28 protein-coding genes are annotated in these 25029 nt (G+C 46.3%); 14 read left to right on the forward strand and 14 right to left on the reverse strand.

Annotation, left to right across the window (positions count from 1 at the left end; genetic code table 11):
- The first annotated feature begins 160 nt into the window (after window positions 1-160).
- The 3 genes from BN1080_RS02620 to BN1080_RS02630 are packed head-to-tail and all read left to right on the forward strand — an operon-like array spanning window position 161 to window position 3971.
- Entirely contained in the window at window positions 161-1687 is a 1527-nt protein-coding gene (locus BN1080_RS02620; RefSeq protein ID WP_052650293.1) for a phytoene desaturase family protein, read from the forward strand.
- The gene (locus BN1080_RS02625) at window positions 1684-3141 is read left to right on the forward strand and encodes a phytoene desaturase family protein (protein ID WP_052650295.1); all 1458 of its coding nucleotides are present in this window, start codon (window positions 1684-1686) and stop codon (window positions 3139-3141) included. The genes BN1080_RS02620 and BN1080_RS02625 overlap by 4 nt, the downstream gene beginning before the upstream one ends.
- Window positions 3141-3971, forward strand: coding sequence for a phytoene/squalene synthase family protein (locus tag BN1080_RS02630; RefSeq protein WP_110925551.1), 831 nt, complete (start codon window positions 3141-3143; stop codon window positions 3969-3971). The genes BN1080_RS02625 and BN1080_RS02630 overlap by 1 nt, the downstream gene beginning before the upstream one ends.
- Before the next feature lie 59 nt (window positions 3972-4030).
- On the opposite strand, the gene BN1080_RS02635 is transcribed toward BN1080_RS02630, so the two are convergent.
- From BN1080_RS02635 to BN1080_RS02650, 4 genes are read right to left on the reverse strand one after another with little or no spacing between them, the layout of a single operon-like run.
- The gene (locus tag BN1080_RS02635; RefSeq protein ID WP_052650299.1) at window positions 4031-5506 is read right to left on the reverse strand and encodes a phytoene desaturase family protein; all 1476 of its coding nucleotides are present in this window, start codon (window positions 5504-5506) and stop codon (window positions 4031-4033) included.
- On the reverse strand, window positions 5503-6606 hold the full coding sequence (locus BN1080_RS02640; protein WP_052650301.1) for a glycosyltransferase family 2 protein: 1104 nt from the start codon (window positions 6604-6606) through the stop codon (window positions 5503-5505). Before BN1080_RS02640 ends, BN1080_RS02635 begins: the two co-directional genes overlap by 4 nt.
- A complete protein-coding gene (locus tag BN1080_RS02645) occupies window positions 6606-7283 on the reverse strand; it encodes a lysophospholipid acyltransferase family protein (protein ID WP_052650303.1) in 678 nt (225 codons plus the stop codon). The genes BN1080_RS02640 and BN1080_RS02645 overlap by 1 nt, the downstream gene beginning before the upstream one ends.
- Window positions 7280-8038 carry a carotenoid biosynthesis protein gene (locus BN1080_RS02650; RefSeq protein WP_052650305.1) on the reverse strand — a complete coding sequence of 253 codons (759 nt, stop codon included), beginning with the start codon at window positions 8036-8038 and terminating at the stop codon, window positions 7280-7282. The genes BN1080_RS02645 and BN1080_RS02650 overlap by 4 nt, the downstream gene beginning before the upstream one ends.
- 454 nt (window positions 8039-8492) lie before the next feature.
- Between BN1080_RS02650 and BN1080_RS02655 the strand changes: the two genes are divergently transcribed.
- The 4 genes from BN1080_RS02655 to BN1080_RS02670 all read left to right on the forward strand — a co-directional run bounded on the left by BN1080_RS02655 (window position 8493) and on the right by BN1080_RS02670 (window position 11674).
- The gene (locus tag BN1080_RS02655) at window positions 8493-9335 is read left to right on the forward strand and encodes a MurR/RpiR family transcriptional regulator (protein ID WP_052650307.1); all 843 of its coding nucleotides are present in this window, start codon (window positions 8493-8495) and stop codon (window positions 9333-9335) included.
- A gap of 73 nt (window positions 9336-9408) precedes the next feature.
- Window positions 9409-10251, forward strand: coding sequence for a transporter substrate-binding domain-containing protein (locus BN1080_RS02660; RefSeq protein WP_052650309.1), 843 nt, complete (start codon window positions 9409-9411; stop codon window positions 10249-10251).
- Window positions 10252-10271: 20 nt separating this feature from the next.
- A complete protein-coding gene (locus BN1080_RS02665) occupies window positions 10272-10937 on the forward strand; it encodes an amino acid ABC transporter permease (RefSeq protein ID WP_052650310.1) in 666 nt (221 codons plus the stop codon).
- Window positions 10938-10951: 14 nt separating this feature from the next.
- Window positions 10952-11674: an amino acid ABC transporter ATP-binding protein gene (locus BN1080_RS02670; protein ID WP_052650313.1), complete on the forward strand. Its 723-nt coding sequence runs from the start codon at window positions 10952-10954 to the stop codon at window positions 11672-11674.
- 49 nt (window positions 11675-11723) lie between these two features.
- Here the strand turns inward: BN1080_RS02670 and BN1080_RS02675 are convergent, their stop codons facing one another.
- The 3 genes from BN1080_RS02675 to rluF form a co-directional block, all read right to left on the reverse strand.
- Window positions 11724-12140: a hypothetical protein gene (locus tag BN1080_RS02675; RefSeq protein ID WP_052650315.1), complete on the reverse strand. Its 417-nt coding sequence runs from the start codon at window positions 12138-12140 to the stop codon at window positions 11724-11726.
- 199 nt (window positions 12141-12339) lie between these two features.
- A complete protein-coding gene (locus tag BN1080_RS02680) occupies window positions 12340-13056 on the reverse strand; it encodes a DUF6904 family protein (RefSeq protein ID WP_052650317.1) in 717 nt (238 codons plus the stop codon).
- A gap of 11 nt (window positions 13057-13067) precedes the next feature.
- The gene (rluF, locus tag BN1080_RS02685; protein ID WP_052650319.1) at window positions 13068-13775 is read right to left on the reverse strand and encodes a 23S rRNA pseudouridine(2604) synthase RluF; all 708 of its coding nucleotides are present in this window, start codon (window positions 13773-13775) and stop codon (window positions 13068-13070) included.
- Window positions 13776-14009: 234 nt separating this feature from the next.
- Between rluF and adh the strand changes: the two genes are divergently transcribed.
- The 4 genes from adh to BN1080_RS02705 all read left to right on the forward strand — a co-directional run bounded on the left by adh (window position 14010) and on the right by BN1080_RS02705 (window position 16946).
- Window positions 14010-15530 carry an aldehyde dehydrogenase gene (gene adh / locus BN1080_RS02690; protein ID WP_052654341.1) on the forward strand — a complete coding sequence of 507 codons (1521 nt, stop codon included), beginning with the start codon at window positions 14010-14012 and terminating at the stop codon, window positions 15528-15530.
- A 35-nt stretch (window positions 15531-15565) separates the two neighbouring features.
- The gene (locus BN1080_RS02695; protein WP_052654343.1) at window positions 15566-15928 is read left to right on the forward strand and encodes a DUF779 domain-containing protein; all 363 of its coding nucleotides are present in this window, start codon (window positions 15566-15568) and stop codon (window positions 15926-15928) included.
- Between the two features lie 234 nt (window positions 15929-16162).
- On the forward strand, window positions 16163-16357 hold the full coding sequence (locus tag BN1080_RS02700; RefSeq protein ID WP_234398916.1) for a hypothetical protein: 195 nt from the start codon (window positions 16163-16165) through the stop codon (window positions 16355-16357).
- Window positions 16350-16946, forward strand: a complete 597-nt coding sequence (locus BN1080_RS02705; RefSeq protein WP_052650321.1) for a Fic/DOC family protein — start codon at window positions 16350-16352, stop codon at window positions 16944-16946. The genes BN1080_RS02700 and BN1080_RS02705 overlap by 8 nt, the downstream gene beginning before the upstream one ends.
- Window positions 16947-16970: 24 nt before the next feature.
- On the opposite strand, the gene BN1080_RS02710 is transcribed toward BN1080_RS02705, so the two are convergent.
- Window positions 16971-17792, reverse strand: a complete 822-nt coding sequence (locus BN1080_RS02710) for an AAC(3) family N-acetyltransferase (protein ID WP_052650323.1) — start codon at window positions 17790-17792, stop codon at window positions 16971-16973.
- Between the two features lie 126 nt (window positions 17793-17918).
- Here BN1080_RS02710 and BN1080_RS02715 point away from each other — a divergent pair, with 126 nt between their 5' ends.
- Window positions 17919-18401: an acyl-CoA thioesterase gene (locus BN1080_RS02715; protein WP_052654348.1), complete on the forward strand. Its 483-nt coding sequence runs from the start codon at window positions 17919-17921 to the stop codon at window positions 18399-18401.
- A gap of 350 nt (window positions 18402-18751) precedes the next feature.
- Here the strand turns inward: BN1080_RS02715 and BN1080_RS02720 are convergent, their stop codons facing one another.
- Genes BN1080_RS02720 through BN1080_RS02730 form a run of 3 tightly spaced genes read right to left on the reverse strand, consistent with a single transcriptional unit; the run spans window position 18752 to window position 21260 of the window.
- A complete protein-coding gene (locus BN1080_RS02720) occupies window positions 18752-19771 on the reverse strand; it encodes an SEC-C metal-binding domain-containing protein (protein ID WP_052650325.1) in 1020 nt (339 codons plus the stop codon).
- Between the two features lie 49 nt (window positions 19772-19820).
- Window positions 19821-20345: a GNAT family N-acetyltransferase gene (locus tag BN1080_RS02725; protein WP_052650327.1), complete on the reverse strand. Its 525-nt coding sequence runs from the start codon at window positions 20343-20345 to the stop codon at window positions 19821-19823.
- Between the two features lie 12 nt (window positions 20346-20357).
- Window positions 20358-21260, reverse strand: coding sequence for an acetamidase/formamidase family protein (locus tag BN1080_RS02730; protein WP_052650329.1), 903 nt, complete (start codon window positions 21258-21260; stop codon window positions 20358-20360).
- 138 nt (window positions 21261-21398) lie between these two features.
- Between BN1080_RS02730 and lepB the strand changes: the two genes are divergently transcribed.
- Window positions 21399-21932, forward strand: a complete 534-nt coding sequence (lepB, locus tag BN1080_RS02735) for a signal peptidase I (protein WP_234398917.1) — start codon at window positions 21399-21401, stop codon at window positions 21930-21932.
- 47 nt (window positions 21933-21979) lie between these two features.
- Here lepB and BN1080_RS02740 read toward each other — a convergent pair whose 3' ends face one another.
- Window positions 21980-23143, reverse strand: a complete 1164-nt coding sequence (locus tag BN1080_RS02740) for a pyridoxal phosphate-dependent aminotransferase (RefSeq protein WP_052650331.1) — start codon at window positions 23141-23143, stop codon at window positions 21980-21982.
- A gap of 89 nt (window positions 23144-23232) precedes the next feature.
- Between BN1080_RS02740 and BN1080_RS02745 the strand changes: the two genes are divergently transcribed.
- Window positions 23233-24018, forward strand: coding sequence for a carbon-nitrogen family hydrolase (locus tag BN1080_RS02745; RefSeq protein ID WP_052650333.1), 786 nt, complete (start codon window positions 23233-23235; stop codon window positions 24016-24018).
- A 52-nt stretch (window positions 24019-24070) separates the two neighbouring features.
- On the opposite strand, the gene BN1080_RS17145 is transcribed toward BN1080_RS02745, so the two are convergent.
- Both BN1080_RS17145 and BN1080_RS02750 read right to left on the reverse strand, forming a co-directional pair.
- On the reverse strand, window positions 24071-24247 hold the full coding sequence (locus tag BN1080_RS17145) for a hypothetical protein (protein WP_199876578.1): 177 nt from the start codon (window positions 24245-24247) through the stop codon (window positions 24071-24073).
- A gap of 206 nt (window positions 24248-24453) precedes the next feature.
- Entirely contained in the window at window positions 24454-25014 is a 561-nt protein-coding gene (locus BN1080_RS02750; RefSeq protein WP_052650335.1) for a GNAT family N-acetyltransferase, read from the reverse strand.
- Window positions 25015-25029: the final 15 nt, after the last annotated feature.

Raw genomic sequence — 25029 nt, forward strand, 5'->3', positions numbered from 1 at the left:
AGTTAGAACTGATTCGCATCTAGAAAGAAAAGGAAAATAAATTATTTTTCAGAATTTAAAAAAGCTTATTTCTAGTGTTTTTTCACGATAAGTCGTATAGTATTTGTATAATAAAAATATAATTTATACAGGACATTTGAAGCGGAATGGGGTCATATAGATGAGAGAACGCATAGCAGTAGTAGGAGCAGGGCCGGGCGGATTGGCAGCAGCCATGCTATTGGCAGGCAAAGGCTACCAAGTAGACGTCTACGAAAAAAATGAAAAAGTCGGAGGGCGCAATGCCGAGTTGAAGTTAGGAGATTTCACTTTTGACACGGGACCGACTTTTTTGAGCATGCTACATATCGTTGAAGAATTGTTTGAGGCTACCGGACGCAAGTTGACCGATTACATGGAAGCAATTGAACTGGATCCGATGTATGAATTGATATTTGAAGACCAGAGTTTAGTCATGACGCGGAATCATAAAGAAATGAGAGCGCAAATTGATGAGAACTTCAAAGGCAATGGAGAAGGCTATGAACGGTTTATGAAGGAAACCGGGAAAAAATTAGAAGCACTGTCGCCGATTCTCCAATCACGAATGGATAAATTCATCCATATGATGCAGCCGAAAGTGATTAAAGCATTGCCGGAACTTGAGATTAACAAAACGCTTTATCAAGTATTATCACGCTATTTTAAAGATGAACGGCTGAAGATGGCTTTTGCATTTCAGTCCAAATATCTAGGGATGTCTCCATGGGAATGTCCAGGCGCTTTTTCGATTCTTTCTTATATGGAACATGCATACGGCATCTTCCATCCGATCGGCGGCGTGAACCAGCTTTCTCAAGCGATGGCGAAAGTGGTCGAAGAGTTAGGCGGGAAAATCCATACTGGCCGCGGGGTCAAAAAACTATGGATTGAGAAGCGGGCCGTGAAAGGTCTGGATTTTGAAGACGGAACGCGCATCGAGGCGGATGAAGTCGTCATCAATGGAGATTTTGCTCATGTGATGAACCACCTGGTCGAGCCCGGCATTCTCAAAAAATACACGCCGGAAAAATTGGAGAAAAAGAAATATTCTTGTTCGACGTTTATGATCTACCTAGGGCTTGATAAGAAATATGACTTGTCGCACCACACCATCGTCTTTTCGAAGGACTATAAGAAAAATGTAGAGGAAATAACCAATTCCCGCATTCTTTCTGAAGACCCTTCCATTTACATCCAGAATGCCAGTATAACGGATCCAACGCTTGCGCCGGAAGGCAAATCGGCGTTATATATTCTGGCACCGGTTCCGAATAATTTCAGTGACATCGGCTGGGAAAATGAGCAGGAAGCTTTCCGGGATCTCGTACTGGATATTATAGAAGAAAAAACGCAATTTAAAGGGCTGCGCGACCATATCGAAGTGGAAAAATTGCTGACCCCTTTTGGCTGGGAGCAGGATTATTCGGTGTATAAAGGAGCGACCTTTAATTTGGGCCACCAATTGACCCAAATGATGGTTTTCCGTCCTCATAACAAATTTGAAGAATTGGATAATTGCTGGCTCGTCGGCGGGGGCACCCATCCCGGAAGCGGGCTTCCGACCATTCTTGAATCCGCCCGCATTTCGACCAATGGCATTCTGGAACAGCATGGAAGAAAAACGCTTCCGGTCTCTCCGCTTCCTGCATTGGAGGGATTTGCATGAACATCGCAATCATCGGCGGAGGCGTAGGAGGTTTAATGGGAGCGTTATACCTGACAAAAAAAGGGCATGATGTCACCATTTATGAAAAGGACAGCCAATTAGGCGGACGCCTTCGCTTTGTTAAAAAAGACGGCTATCGAATTGATGAAGGGCCGACGATCGTCCTGCTTCCTGAAATGTTCCAGGAATTATTAGGGGAAGCGGGGATATCGAAAGAGCGATACGAGCTGCTGCTTTGCGATCCTCTTTACACAATCCGTTTTCCGGACGGGAAAGTTTATACGAAATATCCGGATATTCAACGGCAAGCCGAAGAAGTGGAACGTGAATTCCCCGGTGAAAAAGAAGGATTTCTGCGATTTATGACAGAAGGGCGGGAACGTTTCGAAATCGGCAAGTCTGCCTTCCTTGAACATTCGTTTGTAAAGAAATCGGATTTTTGGACTCCGGGCAACGTCAAGAATCTGTTGAAGCTGAAACCCCAGCAATCGGTGAAGAAACTGATGTCCAATTATTTCCGGGATGAGCGGCTCCAATTAGCTTATACGCTGCAGGCGCTTTATATTGGGGGAGATCCTTTCAACGCACCTGCAATGTATTCGCTCGTGCCGTTCAGTGAACATGAACATGGCGTGCATTATTTAAAAGGCGGATATGGAAACCTAATTCCGCTTTTGGAAAATGAATTAAGGAGCCGCCCGAATCTAAAGATACATACGGGCGTGCCGGTTGAAAACATTGTCACGGAGCAAGATAAAGTCAAAGGAATTGAAACAAAAGAAGGATTTAAAGGCTTCGACGCCGTAATCTATAATGGAGACTTCCCGTCCATTCGAGAAGTTTTGCCGCAAGCGAAAAAAAGGGAATTTACCCCTTCTTCAGGTTGTGTCCTGCTTTATTTTGGTTTGGACCGTGTTTATCAACATGCGAATGTCCATCAGTTCTTCATTGGGAAAAGTTACACCAATCATATGAAACAAGTGTTTACAGATAAAAAATTGCCTGACGATCCGGCTTTCTACACCTTCCACCCCTCCATCATCGATGATTCGCTTGCGCCGGAAGGAAAAGGCGTTATGTATGTATTGATTCCAGTCCCTGCAGGCACAGATATTCAATGGGCAGATGAAAAAGAATGGATTGACGGCGTTATTGACCGCATGGAAGAGCTGGCATTCCCAGGGTTTAAAGAAGCCGTGGAATGGATGAAAGTGCGTACGCCTACTGATGCGGAGGCTTTTGGACTGTTTCAGGGAGGCAGTTTTGGAATCGGGCCGACCCTGTTTCAATCGGGGGTTTTCCGCCCGCAAGTCAAGCCTTTTAAAACCGAAGGGCTTTATGCTGTCGGGGCTTCGGTCCACCCAGGCGGAGGCATTCCGATTGTTATGCAAGGAGCAAAACTACTCGCTGAACAAGTCCAACGGGATTTAACGAGTGAAGGGAGCGATTCATAATGGATGTAAAAGAAGCCTATCTTTATTGTGAAGAAGTGATTGCAGCAAACTCCAAAAGTTTTTACCGCACATTTTCTTTATTGCCGAAAGCGAAGAAGAAAGCGGTTTGGGGAGTTTATACATTTTGCCGGACTGTCGATGATATCGTGGATGAAGGGGATAATCCGGCAGTGGAGCTGGAAAACTTCAAGCAGGAGTTCCATGAGTTCCTGCGAGGCAATTTTGACGCGGAAAATCCGATGTGGGTCGCTTTAGCGGATGTTTTTGAACGTTATGCCATGGAGGCTGAGCCGTTTCATGCCTTGATCAATGGCCAGGAAATGGACTTGACCATCAAACGCTATTATACCGTAGAAGAATTATTGACTTACAGCTATCACGTAGCCAGCACGGTCGGTTTGATGCTGTTGCCGATTCTTGCACCGAATAAAACCCAGGTGCTTCGCGAAGGGGCGATTGCTCTTGGACATGCGATGCAAATTACGAATATTTTACGGGACATCGGGGAAGATTTAAAGATCGGCCGGATTTACCTTCCGAGTGAAGTGATGCAAAAAAACGGATTTAATGAAGAGGAATTGTATGCCGGTACTGTTAGCCCTGAATTTATTGCAATGTGGGAAGAAATGGCCGAACTGGCTGAACATTACTACCGTTCCGCTTTCGAAACCATCCATGAATATCCGATGGACGCCAGAATTCCTGTAAAAGGGGCCGGGCTTGTGTATAAGGAAATTCTTACTACTATCCGTGCGAAACACTACAATGTCTTCCATGAAAAGCATTTTGTGCCGGATGAATCGAAGAAAGCGATTCTTGCTTGTCTGTAATCAAATGCCGCGAATAAAAAGGCGCAGGGAAATGGTCTACTTCCCTGCGCCTTTTTTGTTTACTCGTATTTTTTGATAAGCCGTTTGGCTAAATTCTGGCCGCTCATTGTCACCATAGGAGACCCGCCTCCTGGATGGGTGCTGCCGCCGATAAAATACAGGTCTTTGATGTCGCTGCTGGCGTTGGAAGGCCGAAGGAAAGCATCTTTTTTGCGATGTGAGGAAGGGCCGTACAATGCCCCTTGATACGCTCCAAACTTTTCCTGGATATAGGAAGAGGTAAAGACTTTGTCTTCGATCAGCGAGCTTCTTACATCGATTCCGTAGCGTTCCAAATAATCGTAGATTTTTTCTTTGTATCGTTCCGGATCAATTTGAAGCTTGCCGTTATCATCAAGTGCAGGAGCGTTGACCAGAATGAAGAGATTATCGCCATCCGGTGAGATGGCCGGGTCGGTATAGGAAGAGTTGCTGATATAGATGGTGGGCTCTTCGCTATAATCTCTCAGCGCAAATAATTCATGGAATTCTTTCTCGTAATCGTTTGAAAAAAAGACATTGTGATGCTTTAAGCCGTCTAAACGTTTATTCAATGCGGCTGTGATGACAAAGGCAGAGATGGAAGGTTCGAACCGGCTGATTTTAGCATCTTTAAAAGAAGGGCGGTGTTCTTCGCCGACCAGTTTTGGAAAAGCGGACAGCAGATCTCCATTTAGAATGACGAGATCCGCTTCCAATTTAGAGCCGTCGGCCAATTCAACGCCCACTGCCTTTTTGTCTTTAACCAGAATTTTTGAAACCTCTGTATTTTTCCGCAGAACCGCGCCTTGTTTCTCTGCGGCTGCTGCAAAACCGTTGGCGATTGTAACGTTGCCTCCTTTGGCATAGAAAACCCCCTGCACCAGTTCAAGATAAGCGATCATGGAAAATGTTGCCGGTGCTTTAAATGGGGAAGAACCGATATAAGTCGCGTACCGGTCGAGCGCTTGGAGAAACTGCGGGCTTGAAAAATAGCTTGAAAAGAAATGATGCATATTTTCCAATGGCCGTACCTTAAAAAGAGATTTCCCTAAAGAAGGCGAAAGGTAATCCGTCCATGATTGGAAAATGGAAGGAAAAAAATAGCGTTCGGACATTTCGTATAAGCGGCTCACTTCTTTGATGAACTCGGGATAGCGCCTGGCATCTTTTTCAGAAAAAGCCTGCAGCTGGCGGATCATTTCACTGGCGTCCGAGCTGAAATCGATCTGTGTGCCGTCTGGAAAATGATTTCGTGTGTGCATTTTCACAGGGAGCAGTTCGAAATAATCTTCAGCCGATTCGCCGGTTTGTTCGATGATGTCTCGAAAGACTTGGGGCATGGTAATGGTATTGGGGCCGAAATCGAAATGATGGCTGCCTAATTTCACCGGCATGAGCTTTCCGCCAAAATGGCTATTTTTTTCGATCAATTGAACGTTGAATCCGGCATGGGCAAGCGTGACTGCAGCGGACAAGCCGCCGAGCCCGGCCCCGATGATGATTGCGTTTTTCATGAATATTGCCTGCCTTTCCATGAATAGGTCTTTTTCCGCCAGGATTTCCACATAGCAGCGAGCAACACGGCGATCATTGCTGCGGCTTGAAAAGGCATGAGGAAGGCGAGAAGAACTCGCTGCTGCGTCTTAAGCAGGACGTAGCCTTGCTGCAGCACGGTCAGCAAGTAAGGGAGGATAAAGAGAACTTCGCCTTTAGCCAAACCGAAGACCGCTAAAAATAAAGGGGCCATATAAAATAGCGCATAGAAAACAGTCAGGCCGCAAGCAATAAGCGGGGACTTGCCGATTCCGGTATAGCTGTTTTTGAGAAAGCCTTCCCACACTTCGCTGTTTTTTTCGTACATGCGGCAACGAACCGATTTGGTGATATTCGCCAACAGCATTTTGCGGCCGGAAGCTTTGATCCTTCTGGCGATATGTACGTCTTCCACAAGCGAGCCGCGTACAGCAGCGTGGCCGCCGATCTCATCATAGCTCTTTCGCTCGAACATCATCCACATTCCATTTGCGGCAGTAGCTGCCGGCATTTTCGTATAATTGGCCAATGCGATCGGCAAGTGGAAAAACACCACGAAATGAAGCATGGGCACCATCAGTTTGCTGAGCAGCGGCGGCACATCAAATGCAGGGAAGCCGGAAAGCAAAGCTGCCTTTTTGTGCTGCATTAAAGAAAGTGTCTGCCCGACGCTTGAAGAATGGAAGCGGATGTCTGCATCGGCAAACAGCAAATAATCGCCGTGCGCCGCTTGCTGCAGCTGGTGGCACGCATGGACTTTCCCGACCCACCCATCCGGCAGTTCTTTTCCTTGGATGATGTGAAAGCGGGAGTCCTCAGCGATTTCCTGCTCCAGCAATTCCTGTGTCCGGTCGGTGGATTGATCGTTCAGCACGATCAGTTCCACGTGCGGATAGCTCAAAGCTTTCATCGAAGCGATAATGGTCTTGACATTCCGTTCTTCGTTTCGCATCGGCACCAACACCGAAACCAGCGGCTTTTCCTTGATGGAAAAGACCATCGGCAGCGATGGAAGGAACAAGCTGTTGAAGATGGTCCAAAGCAAAAAACAGGAAAGAAGAATTATATAGAGGGTGAGCATCACCGGTTCCTCCTCTTGCGGAGTTCTTGAAAAGCTTCTGTCTGTTCAGCGACAACGAAACCCTTTAATTCATCCAGCTGTTCTGTACAAAAGGCTTCTAAAAAAGCGGTTTTCTCTTTCCTTTTGCTGCCTGAAATGTCTTGGACGTAAAATTCCTTTTTTTGGTCGATCCAGACCTCCGGTTTTCGTTCATGGCGAAACGAATAGTAAAGGCTGATAGGGATGATCGGAATATCCGGGCAGCGCTCCAGCAGATAGATGACCCCGTTGTGAAAAGTCAGCGGGCGGCTTTCCTGATGGAATTCATCGCCTTGCGGGAATAAGACCACCGATTTTCCTTCCTTTAGCAGCTGCTCGGTATATTCGAGTGAAGCCATAATGTCTTTCGGTTTTTTCCGATTGATCGAAAAAGCGCCGAGAAAACGGAAATACGGATAGCGCGTCAATCCGCTTTCATGCATCATCATGTGGATATCGTGTTTCCAGAAATATTTATTCAAATAAAAGAAAATCAAGCCGTCCCACCAGGAACTGTGATTGGCGATGAAAATTACCGGTTTTTTTGGCGGGGCTTCGATGCCCCGGCCAAAAAGATTGGAAAAAGAAGAGCGGAGCAAAGGCCTCAAATAGGAATCGAAGGCGAGCTCAAATGATTTTTTCTTTTTCGCTTTAATCATGAAATCCTCCTTCTCCAAGCCGTTACTGAGAAAATCACGGTTAATACAGTAGTCAACCCTGCTGCGAGCCAAAATTTTCCTAATAAGGCAAGCATTACGAACATGGCAATCATCAATACATAAAGCAAAGCCATGCGCTTTTCCGGTACTTCAGAATAGACTGCCAATGATTTCCGCTTCATCAGCCAATCAATCAGCATATGTAAGAGAAACGCTACGACAAACCAGCCAAAGAAATTGGTCCAAGGAATATCGTAGTAAAAGCCGGTGTCTTCCCAAATCCAGTAGCCTTTAATGAGATAAGCGACAGGGTCAATGATCAAGTCCATGATAACAGCGCCGATTCCGCCGATAATTGCATAAAATACGCCGCCTGAAGGGTAAATCCAGCGTGCCAGTACATGGGTGGTCGCCATAACCATCAGCCAGGCGAAACCGATGGCAATCGGGACGCCGAAAACATTCGGTGCAAATTTCTCCGTGTAATCATAGGAACCGAACAGAAAACCGACGCCAGCTCCCATTCCTTCGACTACAAAAGTGAAAATGAATATGACAGCACCTAAAACACTCCCCGTAATGGACCCAAATCTTTTCAGGAAATAAAGAAAACCTAAGGTGCCTGAAAGAATTAAGAAGAAAGCATTGGCCCACTCGAGCCAGGCAGGCAAGATATCAAATCCTAATAAGATGATGCCGATGCTGTACCAAAATAAAAACAATCGAAAGATCCAATCTTCCAAAGCCAAACTCATCACTCCGATACAATAGTTATACAACGAGTATAAGACATTCTCAGAAAAATAGCGTCAATCACACTCTATTTTCTCCATACCCTCCTTTTGCAGAAATATCTTCCGGTTTGATTTAGCGAAATCGTTTACAGGAATTTGAAATAGCGTTTAGAAATTGAAAGACTAGGGAATGATTTTTCTAAGTCTCCGAAATCCTGCATATTAAACTCTTTCCCTTAAATTTTTTTGAAGATTTTATAGCTCGATTTACATAATTGGATTTGATCCGTATTGCGCAAGGAATATACCGGCAGCATAGAAGTATTAAGGCTTGGAATAAAAGTTTGTTATATTTTTTAATTATTTATGGTTTTTTAATAAAGATGAATTTTCAGAGAATGGTTGCAGGAATTCCTGCAGAATAGTATGCTTAATTTGTGGTATTGAGTAAGTTCTTGTTTTGGGGGCGTAGAATATGCAGGATTTACTGCGAAAGGTTTCGGATTCTTATAAGGATTTTAGTTCCGGCCAAAAAAAGGTAGGAGATTTGTTTTTTCAAGAACCCATTTTTCTTGCATTTTCATCCGCTCTCGAAGTAGGAAAGAGAGTAAATGTCAGTGAATCGACGGTGATTCGGTGGACACAAAAATTGGGCTATAAAGGCTATGCGGAATTTCAGCAAATCGTACAGCGGAAATTGGCGCAGGAGCGCATTGAAAAAGTGGAGGAAGAGCAGCCGGAACCATTGGCTGACCAATCTTTTTTGGAAAACTTGTTGGATGCGGATATTTCAAGCATCGTCAAACTGAAAAAGTCGATGGACGAGGACAAGCTGCTCTATGTAGTCGATCGAATCAGCCAGGCGAAGAATATTTGTATAACCGGAAATTTCTTTGATTTCGGATTGATCCACTGGTTTTCCGAATGGCTCAATATGTCGCTTGGGAAAGCGGAGATGCTGATGCCTGACAATAGCCAGAGCTACAGCAGGCTGGCAAAGGCAGCTGAAGGCGACTTAGTCATCGCGTTTGCCTTTCCGCGCTACACAAAGCAGCTGGACGGACTGCTGAGAACGGCTAAAGGCAAAGGGGCTGAAATTATTGTCCTGACAGATTCCATTGAATCTCCGGCCGTGCAATATGCCGATGCTTCGCTGATTGTGACAGTCACTTCCAATTTGAATATCGATTCCTATACAGCCGTCCATGCGTTATTAACATCCATCATGCGATTTGTTTATGTAAAGGACCATGCCAAAGTCCGTGACAATTTAGCGAAGGTGGAAGCTGTCTATCGGGAGAATGACATTTTTTATTAGAGCGTGCTCAATAACCGGCAATTCCCAAACGGCTTAGCCGATTTGGCCATTCATAAAAAAAGGGGAGATTACTTTGAAAAAGAAATTATCATTTTTAGGGGTTATTTTATCGGCTGGAATGCTTATGGCAGCATGCGGAGGGTCGGATGATTCCTCAGGATCTTCCGGTTCGTCAAGTTCTGAAGGCGGCGGAGACAGCGGATTGAATCTGTTGGAAGAAGGCAAATTCACGACAGCTGCAAGCGGACTTTATAAACCATTCAACTATGAAGAAGGCGGCCAGTTGACTGGCTTTGACATTGAAATCGGAGCTGCGCTGGCAGAAGAGATGGGGCTTGAGCATAATCCGGTAACGAACCCTTTTGAAACGATCATCCAAGGATTGATCGGCAATAAATTCGATGCGATTATCGGTTCGATGGCGATTACAGATGAACGTTCTGAAACTGTCGCATTCTCAGATCCGTACTACTTGTCCGGCGGTAAAATCTGGGTTGCTGAAGATAACACCGATATCACAGAAGCAGCTGATTTAGAAGGCAAGAAAATCGGCATCGTTGCCCAAACAACATACGAGCCTGCTGCAAAAGAATATACAGATGATATCCAGTACTACAATAGTGATGTTGTGGCTTTGCAGGATTTAGTGCCTGGTCGAGTAGATGCTGTCATCACGGCGGATGTTGTCGGATTTGAAGCACAGAACGCCGGCCTTGAAATCAAGGACATCGGTGAAAACCTATGGATTGAAGAAGCGGCAATCGCTGTACGCAAAGAAGATAAAGAATTATTGGATGAAGTCAACAGAGCTTTGGATGCAATCGTCGAGAATGGAACATATGCAGAGATTTCCGAAAAATGGTTCGGCACTAACCTTCTCGAAGTAGAGACAGAAGGAATTGAAGTTCTGCGCTAAACTGAGAGAGGGGAACCGCCATGGAGACTATTCGTACGATATTCGATATTTTTATGAACACTTATCCGGGATTTTTGGAAGCTGTCGTCATCACGCTGGAACTCACAGCCATCTCGGTTGTTCTCGGGACAGTGCTGGGATTAATCTTCGCCTTGATGAAAATATCGAATTCCAAAATCCTTCAAGGGATTGCAAATCTATACATTACCATTATCCGGGGAACGCCTTTGCTGGTTCAGATCATGTTCCTGTATTTCGGGATTACCCAGCTGATTGTCTTGGATAATTTCTGGGCAGGTGCGATTGCACTGGGTGTCCATAATGGAGCTTATATTGCGGAGATTTTCCGCGGTGCTATCCAGGGCATTGATTCGGGTCAGACAGAGGCCAGCCGGGCTCTTGGAATGACGAATTCCCAAGCAATGCGGAGAATTGTTTTTCCGCAGGCGCTTCGCCGTTCCATTCCGCCGCTTGGCAACCAGTTCATCATTACGCTGAAAGATTCATCTCTTGTGTGGATGATCGGGGTAGCAGAATTGTTCTCAGTAGCCAACCGTTCGGCAGCCAGTTCCTTTAAACAGTTCGAGACCTTCATCGTTGTCGGTTTCTATTATTTAGTATTGGTCATGATTTTCACATACATTGTCAGATGGTATGAAAACAGACTGGATGTAGACAAAGCATAAAGGTGGGACAAATCATGATTATCGGAGAAAATATCCATAAATCCTTCGGAGACTTGGAAGTGTTGAAAGGCATCGATCTGCAAGTGCAACCGAAAGAAGTTGTCGTTCTTGTCGGGGTCAGCGGCTCAGGGAAAAGCACGCTGCTGCGCTGCTTCAACTTTCTGGAAGAAATGAATAGCGGGAAAATTACAATCGATGGCCATACGATCAACCCGAAAAAAGACAAGCTCGCGAATATCCGTGCTGAAGTCGGCATGGTATTCCAGCACTTTAATCTTTTTCCCCATAAAACGGTATTGGAAAATGTAATTGAAGCGCCAATCATCGTAAAAAAAATGGATAAGGAAAAAGCGAAGCAGCTGGGACGCAGTCTTCTTGAAAAAGTAGGGCTTGCCGATAAAGCGGAAGTCTACCCAAGCAAACTTTCCGGTGGACAGAAGCAGCGGGTGGCCATTGCCCGTGCTTTGGCTATGGAGCCGAAAGTTCTGTTGTTTGATGAACCGACTTCGGCATTGGATCCGGAACTTGTGGGGGAAGTGCTGCAGGTTATGAAGCAGCTGGCAGAAGAAGGCATGACAATGGTCGTCGTCACGCACGAGATGAAGTTTGCGAAAGAAGTGGCGGACCGCGTCATCATGCTGGACAAAGGTGTCATTATCGAAGATGCAGATCCAAAAACATTCTTCGAGAATCCAAAAAATGAACGGACGCGCCAATTTATCCAATTGGTGGAGTAACAAATCCATAAAAAAGATGAATTCCGGGATAACCGGAATTCATCTTTTTTTATTCAGCCACTTCAATAACCGATGCAGAAACAAGCGGCATGTCTTCTTCTGCGTCGCCTTCGAAGATGCCTTGGATAGTAACCGAATCACCCGCTTCAACCGTAGTCTCCGCGATATTCCGAACGAAAATCTCTTCTTCTCCATTGCTCATGATAAAGGCTGGGAAAGCCCCGTCATCCGTCAGCTCTTCGGCAGTGCCTGAGAGGGAGACCGGATCCCCTTCTTCAATGGTCCCATCAGTCAAAGCAGAAAATTCAACCGGTTCTGCTTCATCCCCTGCTTCAGGTGCGGTAGGATCCAGTTCGCCTTCTGGAGCGCCCACTTCTGTTTGTGCGCCGTCGGCCGGTTCAGGATCTTCGCTTCCGCAAGCACCAAGCAATAAAAGAAAAGCAAAAGGAATTATCAATTTTTTCATGCGAATCACTCCTGTATCGTAGCAAGATTGTCTTATAGAAGGTATACCCCTTAGAATGACGGCTTTAAACGGGGAAGCGCTTGGACTGCTTTGCTGGGACACGGGAGGGAGAGCGTGGATAAGAAGGAATGGATTAGTTGAAACGAATTAAACCATAAGAAAAAGGCTTACACTGACCTAACGTAAGCCTTTTGTTTTTTTACCAAACGATGTCTTCCGGATACTCAGCTTGAAGCCGGATTTCATGGATCGGCCGTTTTTCAGGGTTGGAAGCCGCCAATACCTGATTGCGAAAAGCCGCATAATCTTTGTCCTGGGCTGCTATCTTCATCGCTATTAACGGCAGCGTCTTTTCCTTTTGGGCTTTAGGCATTTCAATGTATTTCAGGTTTAAAAAATCGACATATTGAACAGCGTAGTCTTCTAAAGAAGGTGCTTCCTGGAACGTTTTCAGGATTGCCTGATATTCTTCTTCCGGTACTTGGCCGTGGAGGCAGTCGAGGATGAGTGCCTGAAATCGCTGAATAACCGGCAAATGCACATCCCATTCGGAACTCTTGGCTTGCTGCCGATGCAAGGCAGAAAATTCCTTCAAGGCAAGAGCCGCATAGAGGAGTTCGGGCCAAAGAATTTCGGTAGAAAAATAGATGTTTTTGTCCGGAGCGATAAAACCGTGCTGTTTCTTCGTGTGGTCATGGAGACCGTTGAATACGGATTCCACATTCCGGTCACCTTGGGCTGCATGCCGAACTTCGTAGGCGATTCCAAGGATGCGCATACGGGAGCCCGCATAGTCATAATATTTCTTTTCATCGCCGATAACATGATAAATGGCTTGGTTCAATTCATCCAAGTCAAAATAATCGCCGCTGATTTTTACGCCTGTATGATTCGGAGTATTCATTAATGTGAGCATCCGCAACTCTCCTATCGTTTCGGTTTGTAATCCAATTCGGCAAACAGTTCGTTTCGTTCGCTATCGGAGAGATCCCGCCATTCGCCGACTGGAAGGTCTCCAAGATGAATGTTCATAATCCGTACGCGCTGCAGATTCCGGACTTCGTAGCCTAAAGCTTGGCACATGCGCCGAATCTGCCGGTTCAATCCTTGGCGGATCGTCAGGCGGAACGTGAATTTCGAAAGCTTTTCAGCTTTAGCCGGCAATGTCACCGTATCCAAAATTTCTACACCTTCAGACATTTTCTTTAGGAACGAATCAGTCACTGGCATATCCACTTTTACGATATATTCTTTTTCGTGTTCATTTTCAGCGCGCAAGATTTCGTTGACGATATCGCCGTCGTTGGTCAACAAGATCAAGCCTTCAGAATCTTTATCGAGTCTGCCGACGTGGAAAATGCGAAGCGGATGATTAACGAAATCGACAATGTTTCCTTTAATGTGGCGTTCGGTGGTGCTGGTGATGCCGATTGGCTTGTTGAGTGCGATATAGACATATTGCTGTTTGGGCTGTTCAATGACCTTGCCGTCTACCCGCACCACGTCTCCGTCTTCCACTTTGCTGCCAAGTTCCGCCGTTTTATCGTTTATCGTAACACGCCCGGCTTCGATAAATTTATCGGCACCGCGGCGGGAAGTGATGCCTGTTTCACTTAAAAATTTATTGATTCGCATAGGAAACTCCCTTTACTTCTTTAATTTCTGCCTGATTTCATTATAACCTCTCTTCCAATTAAACAAAACGGCGGCGGGTTTAATTAAATCGGCAAATAATGATTGCAATTTTCCGATTAATTTGACAATATAGAGGTGAAGCCTTTTCGGTTTCCCGTTATCTAATTTTTAAAAAAATGAAAGCGGATACATCGAAAAGAGCAAACCAATCAAAGGGGTGGAACATGAATGGTAATGGCATATGCAAGACCGAACAGTGATGGAGCAAAAAGTTCTTTTAAAGAGAGATACGAGAATTATATAAATGGCGAATGGCGTGCGCCGGCGAAAGGCCAGTATTTTGACAACGTTTCTCCAGTCAACGGCAAGAAATTTACCGAGATCGCCCGCTCAACAGCAGAAGATATCGAAGCGGCGCTTGACGCTGCCCATGCTGCAAAAACAGCTTGGGGGAAAACATCCACCACAGAACGTTCGAATATCCTGTTAAAGATTGCAGACCGCATGGAAGAAAATTTAGAGATGCTTGCTGTAGCTGAAACTTGGGATAACGGCAAAGCGGTGCGTGAAACGCTGAATGCGGATATTCCGTTGGCGATTGACCACTTCCGTTATTTTGCGGGTGTCATCCGTGCGCAGGAAGGATCCATCAGCCAGATTGATGAAGATACCGTAGCTTATCATTTCCATGAGCCGCTGGGCGTTGTAGGGCAGATCATCCCTTGGAACTTCCCGTTATTGATGGCAACCTGGAAATTGGCGCCGGCTCTTGCAGCCGGCAACTGCGTCGTTTTGAAACCGGCTGAGCAAACACCGGCAAGCATCTTGGTATGGGCAGAATTGGTCGGCGACCTTCTTCCGCCGGGTGTCTTGAACATCGTCAACGGATTCGGCCTTGAAGCCGGGAAGCCGCTGGCATCCAGCCCGCGCATCAGCAAAATCGCCTTTACGGGTGAAACGACAACTGGCCGGATGATCATGCAATACGCTTCACAAAACCTGATTCCGGTTACGCTGGAGCTTGGCGGAAAATCACCGAACATTTTCTTCAAAGACATCATGGATGAAGACGATGCTTTCTTGGATAAAGCGGTGGAAGGGTTTGTCATGTTTGCCTTGAACCAAGGCGAAGTTTGTACATGTCCGTCCCGTGTATTGATTCAAGAAGACATCTATGAAGAATTCATGGAGCGTGCGCTGAAACGTGTTGCCGCCATCAAAATCGGCAATCCGCTGGATCCGGAAACGATGATGGGCGCTCAAGCATCACAGGAACAGATGGAAAAAATTATGTCTTACCTGGATATCGGCAAACAGGAAGGGGCAGAAGTGCTGATCGGTGGGGACCGCAACATGCTTGAAGGTGAATTGGCGGAAGGCTTCTACATTAAGCCGACGGTCTTCAAAGGCGACAACAAAATGCGCATTTTCCAAGAAGAGATTTTCGGACCGGTTGTATCGGTTACGACATTCAAAACAAAAGAAGAAGCATTGGAAATTGCCAATGACACATTATATGGATTGGGCGCAGGCATTTGGACGCGCGATACGAATACCGCTTACCGTTTTGGACGCGGCATTCAGGCAGGGCGCGTTTGGACAAACTGCTATCACCAATATCCGGCTCACGCTGCTTTCGGCGGATACAAAATGTCCGGCGTCGGCCGTGAAAACCACAAAATGATGCTTGACCATTACCAGCAGACGAAGAATATGCTTGTCAGCTACAGCGACAACAAACAAGGATTCTTTTGATCTGGCTGGAACGGATAACGAAAGAAGGGATTGGCATGGTTGAACGTGTAACCGCAACAGATGCGGCGCTTGAATTGATTGAACTGCTGAAACAGAAGCATGGGCCAGTGATGTTCCATCAGTCAGGAGGCTGCTGTGATGGAAGCTCACCTATGTGCTATCCGGAAGGGGATCTGTTTCTTGGCGACCAGGATGTGCTGCTCGGTGAAATCGGCGGCAGCAAATTCTACATGCATAAGAACCAATTCGATTACTGGAGCCATACGCAGCTGATCATCGACGTTGTCGAAGGGCGCGGCGGCATGTTTTCTCTTGAAGGAGTGGAAGGCAAGCGGTTTTTGACGAGATCGAGGGCATTCACTTCTGAAGAAACAAAAGAATTGCAGCAACAAGCGTAAAAGAAAGCCAGCAGCGCTGGCTTTCTTTTTTTATGTTTTAATACAGCAAGAAGGAATATCCGCACTTTTCCCCCTTCGTATTTCCTTGTGAAAACTTCCCGATTAGCCAAAATGCCTCTCAGCCAAATATGTATTTTTCCCCACTGGAAAACCAGCCTTTTATTTGCCGTAAACCCTTGTCGTTATTGGATTTAAGAGCTGGAAAATGCTATAATTAGAGAATGAAAGGTGGTCATGATCTTGACGAAATTAGTAAACCGGGTGTCCCATGAACAAGCCAATCAAGCAATTTCCTATGCGTCGCATTCCTTGGTTACGGAAGGGTTCGAAGTGACACATGAGGATAAGAATTTTGTGCGGTCGGTCTTGACGGGTGAACAGACGGAAGCTCAATTCCATCGGGCCATCAAGATGAAATTCGATGTCTAAATATCAGCATACCTCTCTGTATTGCTACCCGGATTCGGATGTATTGATTAATTTATTTGACATCACAGATGATGAAAAGCTGAAAGAGCTGGAAAAAGTCTATACGCTTTTCCGGCTTTCTGAGTTAAAGATCAATCCGCCAAAAAATCCATCGAATATGGAGGCTTTTTTGGAAATTCATCGCTATATCCTGCAGGACGTTTATCCGTTTGCTGGAGAATTGCGAAGAGAGATGATTTCGAAAGGATCTTCTTCTTTTGCGCATCCTCAATTTATAGAGCCTGAGCTTCATAAAATCTTTCAGGCTTTGGAAGAAGAGGATTATTTGAAGAATTTGCCGCGGGATGAATTTATTTCCCGGCTGGCTTATTATTTAGCGGAATTGAATGCTCTTCATCCGTTCCGTGAAGGCAATGGCCGCACAACCCGCGAGTTTGCCCGGCAGCTTGCTTGGAACGCTGGATATCAGCTGGATTGGGAGAAGATTCCCGGGACTGCTGAAATCATTAATGCATTTGTGGACTCCTTTAATGCAAATAACGATAAGCTTGAAAGCCTATTGGATGAAATCATTTCAGCTAAAGCGTAAAGCCGGTCCGCAGATGGACCGGCTTTACGCTTGCGGTGTTTCAGGAGGAGCGGGATGTTCCCGGAGCCACTGGATGCCGAATTCGATTAACGGCTGCATATCGGCAATTTTCACTGAAGCTTGGCCAAGTGTTCCTTCCTGTATTGTGCCGGGATAGTCTTTTACGAGTTCCGGAAAGCGGTCCGAGTCCATATCTACACAGTTGTAGCTGCGCCAGACGCGTGTTCCGTTTTCCAATAAGGCGGCGCCTTGAGGAGAAGTGGTGCGATTTTCTTGCATGAATTCTGCGTAATGCAAAGCCGTACAAGAATCAAAGCCGGTCCCGATCAACAGAATCTTAACCGGTGCCTCCATCATTTTTTCGAGCGGAGATCCTGCTCCGAAAGATTCTTCAAGGGGCTGCTCGCGCATCCATTCGGAAGCTTTGCTGCCCCAGGCGATAAACGAATGGGAAGGATGCGGACTGCGAATCGTGCCCGGATGGCGATGGAAGCATTCCGCAATTTTGCCCATGCCGCGCATTTCGCTTAAAAAAGGATCGAATGCCGGCAAGTTTTCCCGGATGGGCTGGTGCCAGTTTTCGGGAACTGGCGGATTCATCCAATAGACGGGATCTGAGTTGTCAGTAGACTGTGAAGGCATCACTAAGGTGCCCTCAGCCGTAATGGTCTCAAGCAGGGCTTCTACTACCGCCTGTGCGCCTCCTGCAATCCATCCTATGGATTTAAGCGAGGAATGGACCATGACATAGTCGCCTGCTCCAAATCCGAGCGTCTGCAGTTGTTTTTTTAATGTATGTTTCGATTGAAATTCAGGTGTATTTAAAATACTCAGTAATTCACTCAATTTATTTCCCCCTCATTTTCACTATAGCATAATCGTGAAACTTGCTGTTTTGCTTTCAGCAAGCTAGCATTGAGAAGGGAATTCAGAGAGATCAGCCAATGAAATGAAGCGAAAGGAATGTTGGAAATGGAAGCAAAACCGATGAAAGAATCAAGAACGATCCAAACGAAGCTGGTATTGCCGCCGGATACGAATCACATGGATTCGATCTTTGGAGGAAAGGTATTGGCCTATATTGATGAAATTGCGGGGATCGCAGCGATGAAGCACTCGAGCCGCCAAGTGGTCGTTACCGCTTCAATCGACTCGGTCGACTTTTTATCTTCTGCCCATGTGGGAGATGTACTTGAACTGGAAGCCAATGTGACGTCTACTGGACGGACTTCTATGGAAGTCTACGTTCGTGTGAAATCACAGAACTTGCAGACTGGCGAGGAAAAATTGACGACCGAATCGTTCCTGACATTGGTGGCGATGGGCGATGACGGAAAACCTACGCCGGTACCGGCGGTCATTCCTGAATCCGAAGGCGAGAAATTGTTCTTTGAAACCGCTCCTGCCCGGAGAGAATACCGGAAAATGCGCGCCAAAACGCCAAAAACCAAATAAAAAAAGTGCTCCGAGAAAACTCGGAGCACTTTTTTTATGAATAAGGTAAGAATATCTGCTGTATATTGAGAACTTATCCACATGTGTATAAGTGTAAATAACAAAGTTGTTCCACAAAAAAACTGTATAACTTTTCAGAAATGTGAATAAGGTGCTGTTTATTGCAAGAATAACAGGATTTCACCCTTTTTTTTCGGATTTTCTTCAAGTTATCAACAAGCTGTATAATTTTACAGCGCGCTTTTGGCAGCACGTATGGAGGTTTTATTTCTTGCGGCTACGGGTATGATTGTTCGCTGCTTGAGAAGGCCAGAGAATAAAAAAAGCAGCCTAGGCTGCTTATTTACTGGTTATTTTTTTGCTAGTAGTCCTTCGAAGTAAGCACCGAATTCTTTTGAACGTTTCAGGATTGTGCTTGAAGAAACTCCGAATTTTTCGCTGAGATCTTTAGGCGCCAGCATCGGTCCGTTAATCAATTCATGATCCTGAAGGAATCTCCAGTAACCGGCAACCAAAGCTTCCGGCTTCTGGACGGTCGGCTGTTGGCTAACCAGGTAGCTGTTTAAGATGCTTGTCACGTTATCGACCGTTTCTTTGTCGAATTCCGCTTGAGCAATATGGCTGCGGAGTTCTGCCATAACCGATTCGTGTTCCGGTGAAAGCTCAATGCTTTCTTCAACCGTGCCGGTCGAATATTTTACAATATGTTCTACTACAGTAAGGTAGTTATCCGTAATGTACTGGCTGCCATCAGAAGCATTGGCAGTTTCCATAGAAGATTTCAATTGTTCAAAGAAAGGAGCAAATTCGCCGACGACTGTCAAATAGCCGTTAAGGAACAACGCACCATTTTCGCCGATGCGTGCATCCGGAAGCAAGATGGCAAGCAAGCCTTGTCCGTCTTCCATATCCGTTGGAGGCTGGTCAGTCATTTGATAAAGGTCGCCTGTGAATGCATCCTTGAACTGGGCAGATTCTTCGTTGCCTTGAATGTATTGGCCAAGGAATACGCGGACATCTTTCCAGTTTTGAAGCACTTCTTTCGTTGTCGGACGCTGTGCAAGCTCTATTTGCTTCGCTAAGAACTCTTCCCATAGTTCGGGTTTTTGCATGAATAGGAAGTTTTCAATCACAAAAGCCTGTGCATCGTTTTCTGCCATCGATTCCATTAACCGGGGCTGCCATTCTTGCTGAAGCTGGCGGAAAGCCGGCAATTGTTCCTGATTCGGATTTTCCGAAAAGAACTGCTGGCGTACTTTGAACAATTCTTCGTTTACTAAATCATTAATTGAAACGGATTGTTGTTTTCCGTGACATTTTTTATATTTTTTGCCGCTGCCGCATGGGCACGGATCATTTCTTCCTACCATTCTAATCACCTACATTTTTTCTTGAGTGTAACACAAAATGGCGTTTCGCTCAAAAGTCGGAAGGTTCTGACGCCAATTTGCCGTATAGATACATATCAAATCGCTTGCCGTCGCGCTGCAGAAATTCACGGAACACCCCTTCTTTTTGGAAGCCTAATTTCTCGTAGATTGCGATAGCGGGCTTATTGTATTCAAATACAGTCAGCTGGAGACGGTGCAGATTCAACTCATTCCACGCATAATTCATCAGCAGCTTCATCGCTTCGGTTCCACACCCGCTGCCTTGGTAATCAGAACCGAGAGCAATGGACAGCCAGCCGACGCGATGGGACCATGCGATGTCTTCAATGGCGTATACGCCCATAAAGTTCTCGTTTTCAAGCGGGCGGATAGCGAAACGGAAATCCCGATCGGAATTTTCATGAAGCCATTCTTCTGCCTGTTTCTCCGGGATTTCGCGGATCGGCGAAGAATTGTAATTCCGGCCGAACCCCGCTTCGCTGTTCCATTTCCTGTACTCTGGCAAATCTTCAGCCCGCATGGCGGTCAAGCGGATTTTTTCGCCAATAAACATAAGAACTCTCCTTTAAGCGAATAATTTGATGTGAAGTGAATCGAGTATGTGCTGCGGCACGAAAAACCGAACCGTGACGAGCGGATCCACCACTTGGCTGATTTGCGTCTCTCCGGCTGCGCTCATTAGCATCGTCATTTCACTGACGCTCAGCTCCGTATAGGGCAAGAGCAAATCAATGGTTTCTTCAACGGCAATTTTCACCGCTTCATCCAGTGTCATGGCTGACACAAGAAGCGCAAGGCCTTCTTCATTTTGAAGAATCGGGTAATTCGGATGCACCCCTTTGATCAAGTCGAACGTGACTGTCGCCCGGCCGGGCACTTCAATGCCGGAAACGCTGACTTCACCATCGCCCATCGCGGCATGGAAATCTCCAAGCGCAAAAAGGGCGCCATCTGTGAAAACCGGGAAGTAAAGCGTCGCACCTTTGGTGATCAATTTGGTGTCCATATTCCCGCCATGTGCACCAGGAGTTCCGCAAGAAACGGGTTTTCCTTCCGGTGCTACGCCAATAACGCCGATCATCGGATTGAGCGGCAACTGAATCTGCTCATTAAAGATGGCCTTACCACCAACAATCGGAATGATTTTAGATTCCATTTTTTCAAGCCGATGGCCCATGACTCCGAGTTCGGGGCCAGTGACCATCACGCCTTGGTCTCCGATTTCTAAATCATCGATTGTCACTTTCAGCAAATCACCGAACTGGGCCCCTTCAATGAAAATTGGGCCGGTTGCCGGATTGATGGCGTCCCAGTCGATGGCTGACACTTCCTGGTCTTCTGATTGAATCTGATTTTTAAAGCAATCATAAGTCTCAATGGCTACCGTTTCTCCCGGCTGGACGCGAAGGACAGGTTCATTCAATTGAGAGAAACTGTAGATGACGCTTTGTGTGGATAAAGTTTTCATGAGGGCCACTCCTTTTTTATAATATTTACACAATTGTAGCAATCATAAGCCGCAATAGCAAAAGCCGGAAAGTTGAAGTGCATCGCGGAAACGTCTGTAGTAAGATGAAATTACCATCACTTTTGAGGAGGGATTCCAGTGGTGCCCTATTCAGTAGAGACATTGATTGCATGGATGAAAGTCATTTTTTTGACGGCGCTGATTGTTCTGGCGTCCCGCGAGTTTTTATTCGAACCGGTTTCGGTCCATGGCCATTCCATGATGCCGACATTTGAAGAAGACGACAAAGTCATTTTGACTAAAATAAGCGGAATCGAAAATTTCGATTTAATTGTCTTTCAAGCTTCTGACGACAAAAACTTGATTAAACGCGTGATTGGGCTTCCGGGAGACCGGGTAGAGATGCGCGGCGATCAATTGTATTTGAATGGTGAAGCGGTGGAAGAGCCGTATCTGGAAGAAAATCGGGAGTGGGCAAAGCAGCATGGGTTCCCATTTCTGACGGCTGATTTTGGGGAGTACCTCGTGCCGACAGGCTGTTATTTTGTGCTTGGCGATAACCGGCTGAACAGTGTAGATTCGCGCACCATTGGTTTTATAATGGAAGATGCCGTGATTGGCGAAGCGAAGCTCCGAATTTCCCCGTTCAAGCATTTTGGTTTATTGAAATAATGGAAGGCCCCGGATGGATCCATCCGGGGCCTTTTAGCATCTATTGATTAAAACAGGTTCAGCTTTTCGATCCGTTGGACAGCTTCGACGATCCGGCTTTCTTCAACCAGCAAACCAACGCGGATATACCCTTCGCCGCTTGCACCGAAACCGCTCCCAGCCGCTACCGAAATATCGGCGTGCGCCAATAAATGATCTGCAAATTGAACGCTGGTAAATCCATCCGGGACTGGAAGCCAGGCGAAAAAAGAACCTTTCGGCGCTGTTATTTTCCAGCCGATGCGGGTGCATTCCCGTTCCAGTACAGACCGCCGGCTTTCATAAGTCTCAAGCAGATCCGCTACACATTGCTGGTCGCCGGTAAGCGCTTCTGCTGCAGCGAGCTGAAGGGCAGGCGATTGGCCGGCGAAGAAATGGTCCTGGATAAGATTGAGCGCTTCAATGATTTTGGAATTGCCGACCGCAAAACCGATGCGCCATCCGGCCATATTATACGTTTTGGACAAGGTGTACATTTCCACTCCGACGTCTTTTGCTCCTTTGGACTGCAAAAAACTTGGAGGCTTGACGCCATTGAATCCGATTGCCGCATAGGCGAAATCGTGGACGACGGCAATCTGGTGCGCTTTTGCGAACTCCACCGTTTCATCGAAAAAAGCCCGGTCCGCGACTGCTCCGGTGGGATTGTTCGGGTAATTCAAATACATCAGCTTCGCCCGTTCGGTTACGGAATCAGGAATAGCTTTGAAGTCAGGCAAGTAGCGATTTTCAGCCGTTAACGGCATTGTTTCAAAACGTGCCTCGGCTAAAGGCACACCGGACAGATAATCGGGGTAGCCTGGATCTGGAAGCAGCATCAGCTCATCCGGATTTAAAAAGGCAAGCGGCAATTCAACCAGCCCGATTTTCGTGCCGCCAAGAATCGCGACTTCCAGGTCGGAGTCGATGTCGACATCGTATTCGCGTTTGTAGAAATCGGCCGCTGCCTGGCGCAGTTCATGGATGCCGCGGAAAGGGGCGTACTTATGGTTTTTGGGATCTGCCACTGCTTCCTGCATGGCTTGGATAATATGGGGAGGTGTCGGCTGGTCTGGGTTTCCCTGCCCTAAATTAATGACATCGCGGCCTTCTGCAATGGCGAGGCTGGTCTGTGCTGCGAGTTTTGAAAAGAATTGCTGAGGCAATTGCTGCAGCCTGTTTGAAAATTCCATGGGCGAACCCTCCTTATTTTCTAAATAATTGCACATCTACTCCAAATCTTATAGAGTTGAAGATAAATTGTCTACTGGAGGGGAACGATATGAAGCTTGCTTGTATTCAAATGGATATTGCTTTTGGCGATCCTGAAGCGAATTTCCAGAAAGTCGAGGGGTATCTGGAAGAAGCAGCGGCGAACGGAGCGGATACAATTGTGCTGCCGGAAATGTGGAACACCGGCTATGCGCTTACAAAGCTTGATGCGCTGGCCGATGGCACAAGGCGGACAGAAAGGTTCCTGACGGAGTTTGCCGAAAAGCATGGAGTGAATATTGTCGGGGGTTCTGTTTCGACTCAAAAAGAACGAGGATTTTACAACACGATGTATGTGGCGGATAAGTCAGGAGAATTGGTCGCTGAATACGATAAAGCCCATCGCTTCGGATTGATGGATGAGCACATCCATTTAGAAGAGGGAGAGGCGCTCGGCCTTTTCTCTTTAGAAGATACAACGTGCGGCGGCGTCATTTGCTACGACATCCGTTTTCCTGAATGGATCCGGGCTCTTGCACTCAACGGAGCGAAAGTGATCTTTGTGCCAGCAGAATGGCCGCTTGCGCGAATCGACCATTGGCGGATTTTACTGCAAGCAAGGGCAATTGAAAACCAATGCTTTATCGTCGCAGTCAATCGCATCGGGAAAGATCCGAAAAATGAATTCGGCGGCAGTACGCTCATCATTGCCCCGTGGGGAGAAATCCGTTTGGATATGGCGATGCAGGAAGGCATTGGCTATGCTGAGATTGATTTGGCGGAAGTTGAAGAGGTCAGAAAGCGGATTCCGGTATTCGAAGACCGCCGTGTGCCTCTTTATGAAAAGTATAAATGATCAAACAAAGAGCCGCCTTGTGAAGGGGCGGCTCTTTGTCATGCATGTTCAATTAAAAAATCGCCAAGTCTTGGAAAAATGAAATCGTAAGAACGACTGTCAGCAAAGTTCCTGTGGAAGTCAAGGTCATGATCTTTCGGCTGCTCTGCTTTCTTTCAGGCTTTAAAAATTCCTGAAGGGCAGCATACCATACGGCAATGGATAATAGCGCAATCAACAAAATGGCCACATCAATGTCCTCCTTTTCCCGAATCATTAACTTTCCGGCAGCTCTTCGTTTCTGAAATACTGAGTCCTGTAAAAAGTTTAACTTTTCAATCAAATTAAATAACATTAATATAACATATATTTACTTAGAAAAAATAATTTTTCCAAATTTAGTATAATGTCGGCTTTTTCATATCGATCTTCAATCGGCAGCTTTGGTTATACCGCTTAAATGGTTTTCACCATATGGTGGAAAGGTTCGCCGATTATGGTCCATGGTTCTGTGATGGCAAAACCGAGGCGATGGTACAAGCGGATCGCTCCTTCTTTTTGGAGATCGACATTGAGAGCAAGTTTGCCCCCGCCATTTTCTGCGACAATCGTTTCGGCGTATTCGAATAGGCGGCTGCCGATTCGCTGTCCTTGAAAAGCGGGATCGACGGAGACGGTATCAATATACCACTCGTCCAAGTGAGCTTCCGGCTCGATGGTGCGTGCGTGGCCTTCCTGCTTAAGCTGTTCAATCAAATAGCGATCTAAAGCTTCCGCTTCTTTCCCGTGATAAAGGACCAAAATCCCGGCAATCGCCTCGTCCACTTCCGCTACATAAGTGAATCGATGGCTATGCCGTGTGTGTTCACCTTCGACCATAGCTCGAAGTTTCTGTAAAATTTTTTCGGGTTCATTTTCCGCAGTCATATGATCGGCAATTTCACCGATGGCATTGACGATGAGCGGAGCAACGGCTTCGCTGTCGCCTGGTCTCGCCTGTCGAATTTGGAAATTCATAAAATCGCTCCTTTT

The sequence above is a fragment of the Planococcus massiliensis genome (assembly GCF_000821325.1).
GTDB classification, from domain to species: Bacteria; Bacillota; Bacilli; order Bacillales_A; family Planococcaceae; genus Planococcus; species Planococcus ruber.

Coding starts and splice junctions, on each gene's coding strand:
- BN1080_RS02695 (WP_052654343.1), top strand. CDS start 15,566: ATGGTTGAACGTGTAACCGCAACAGATGCGGCGCTTGAATTGATTGAA.
- BN1080_RS02655 (WP_052650307.1), top strand. CDS start 8,493: ATGCAGGATTTACTGCGAAAGGTTTCGGATTCTTATAAGGATTTTAGT.
- BN1080_RS02740 (WP_052650331.1), bottom strand. CDS start 23,143: ATGGAATTTTCAAACAGGCTGCAGCAATTGCCTCAGCAATTCTTTTCA.
- BN1080_RS02630 (WP_110925551.1), top strand. CDS start 3,141: ATGGATGTAAAAGAAGCCTATCTTTATTGTGAAGAAGTGATTGCAGCA.
- BN1080_RS02635 (WP_052650299.1), bottom strand. CDS start 5,506: ATGAAAAACGCAATCATCATCGGGGCCGGGCTCGGCGGCTTGTCCGCT.
- BN1080_RS02625 (WP_052650295.1), top strand. CDS start 1,684: ATGAACATCGCAATCATCGGCGGAGGCGTAGGAGGTTTAATGGGAGCG.
- BN1080_RS02715 (WP_052654348.1), top strand. CDS start 17,919: ATGGAAGCAAAACCGATGAAAGAATCAAGAACGATCCAAACGAAGCTG.
- BN1080_RS02640 (WP_052650301.1), bottom strand. CDS start 6,606: ATGCTCACCCTCTATATAATTCTTCTTTCCTGTTTTTTGCTTTGGACC.
- rluF (WP_052650319.1), bottom strand. CDS start 13,775: ATGCGAATCAATAAATTTTTAAGTGAAACAGGCATCACTTCCCGCCGC.
- BN1080_RS02705 (WP_052650321.1), top strand. CDS start 16,350: ATGTCTAAATATCAGCATACCTCTCTGTATTGCTACCCGGATTCGGAT.
- BN1080_RS02725 (WP_052650327.1), bottom strand. CDS start 20,345: ATGTTTATTGGCGAAAAAATCCGCTTGACCGCCATGCGGGCTGAAGAT.
- BN1080_RS02620 (WP_052650293.1), top strand. CDS start 161: ATGAGAGAACGCATAGCAGTAGTAGGAGCAGGGCCGGGCGGATTGGCA.
- BN1080_RS02680 (WP_052650317.1), bottom strand. CDS start 13,056: ATGCTCACATTAATGAATACTCCGAATCATACAGGCGTAAAAATCAGC.
- BN1080_RS02730 (WP_052650329.1), bottom strand. CDS start 21,260: ATGAAAACTTTATCCACACAAAGCGTCATCTACAGTTTCTCTCAATTG.
- BN1080_RS02720 (WP_052650325.1), bottom strand. CDS start 19,771: ATGGTAGGAAGAAATGATCCGTGCCCATGCGGCAGCGGCAAAAAATAT.
- BN1080_RS02665 (WP_052650310.1), top strand. CDS start 10,272: ATGGAGACTATTCGTACGATATTCGATATTTTTATGAACACTTATCCG.
- adh (WP_052654341.1), top strand. CDS start 14,010: ATGGCATATGCAAGACCGAACAGTGATGGAGCAAAAAGTTCTTTTAAA.
- BN1080_RS02700 (WP_234398916.1), top strand. CDS start 16,163: ATGATCTTGACGAAATTAGTAAACCGGGTGTCCCATGAACAAGCCAAT.
- BN1080_RS02745 (WP_052650333.1), top strand. CDS start 23,233: ATGAAGCTTGCTTGTATTCAAATGGATATTGCTTTTGGCGATCCTGAA.
- BN1080_RS02675 (WP_052650315.1), bottom strand. CDS start 12,140: ATGAAAAAATTGATAATTCCTTTTGCTTTTCTTTTATTGCTTGGTGCT.
- BN1080_RS02670 (WP_052650313.1), top strand. CDS start 10,952: ATGATTATCGGAGAAAATATCCATAAATCCTTCGGAGACTTGGAAGTG.
- BN1080_RS02750 (WP_052650335.1), bottom strand. CDS start 25,014: ATGAATTTCCAAATTCGACAGGCGAGACCAGGCGACAGCGAAGCCGTT.
- BN1080_RS02645 (WP_052650303.1), bottom strand. CDS start 7,283: ATGATTAAAGCGAAAAAGAAAAAATCATTTGAGCTCGCCTTCGATTCC.
- BN1080_RS02650 (WP_052650305.1), bottom strand. CDS start 8,038: ATGAGTTTGGCTTTGGAAGATTGGATCTTTCGATTGTTTTTATTTTGG.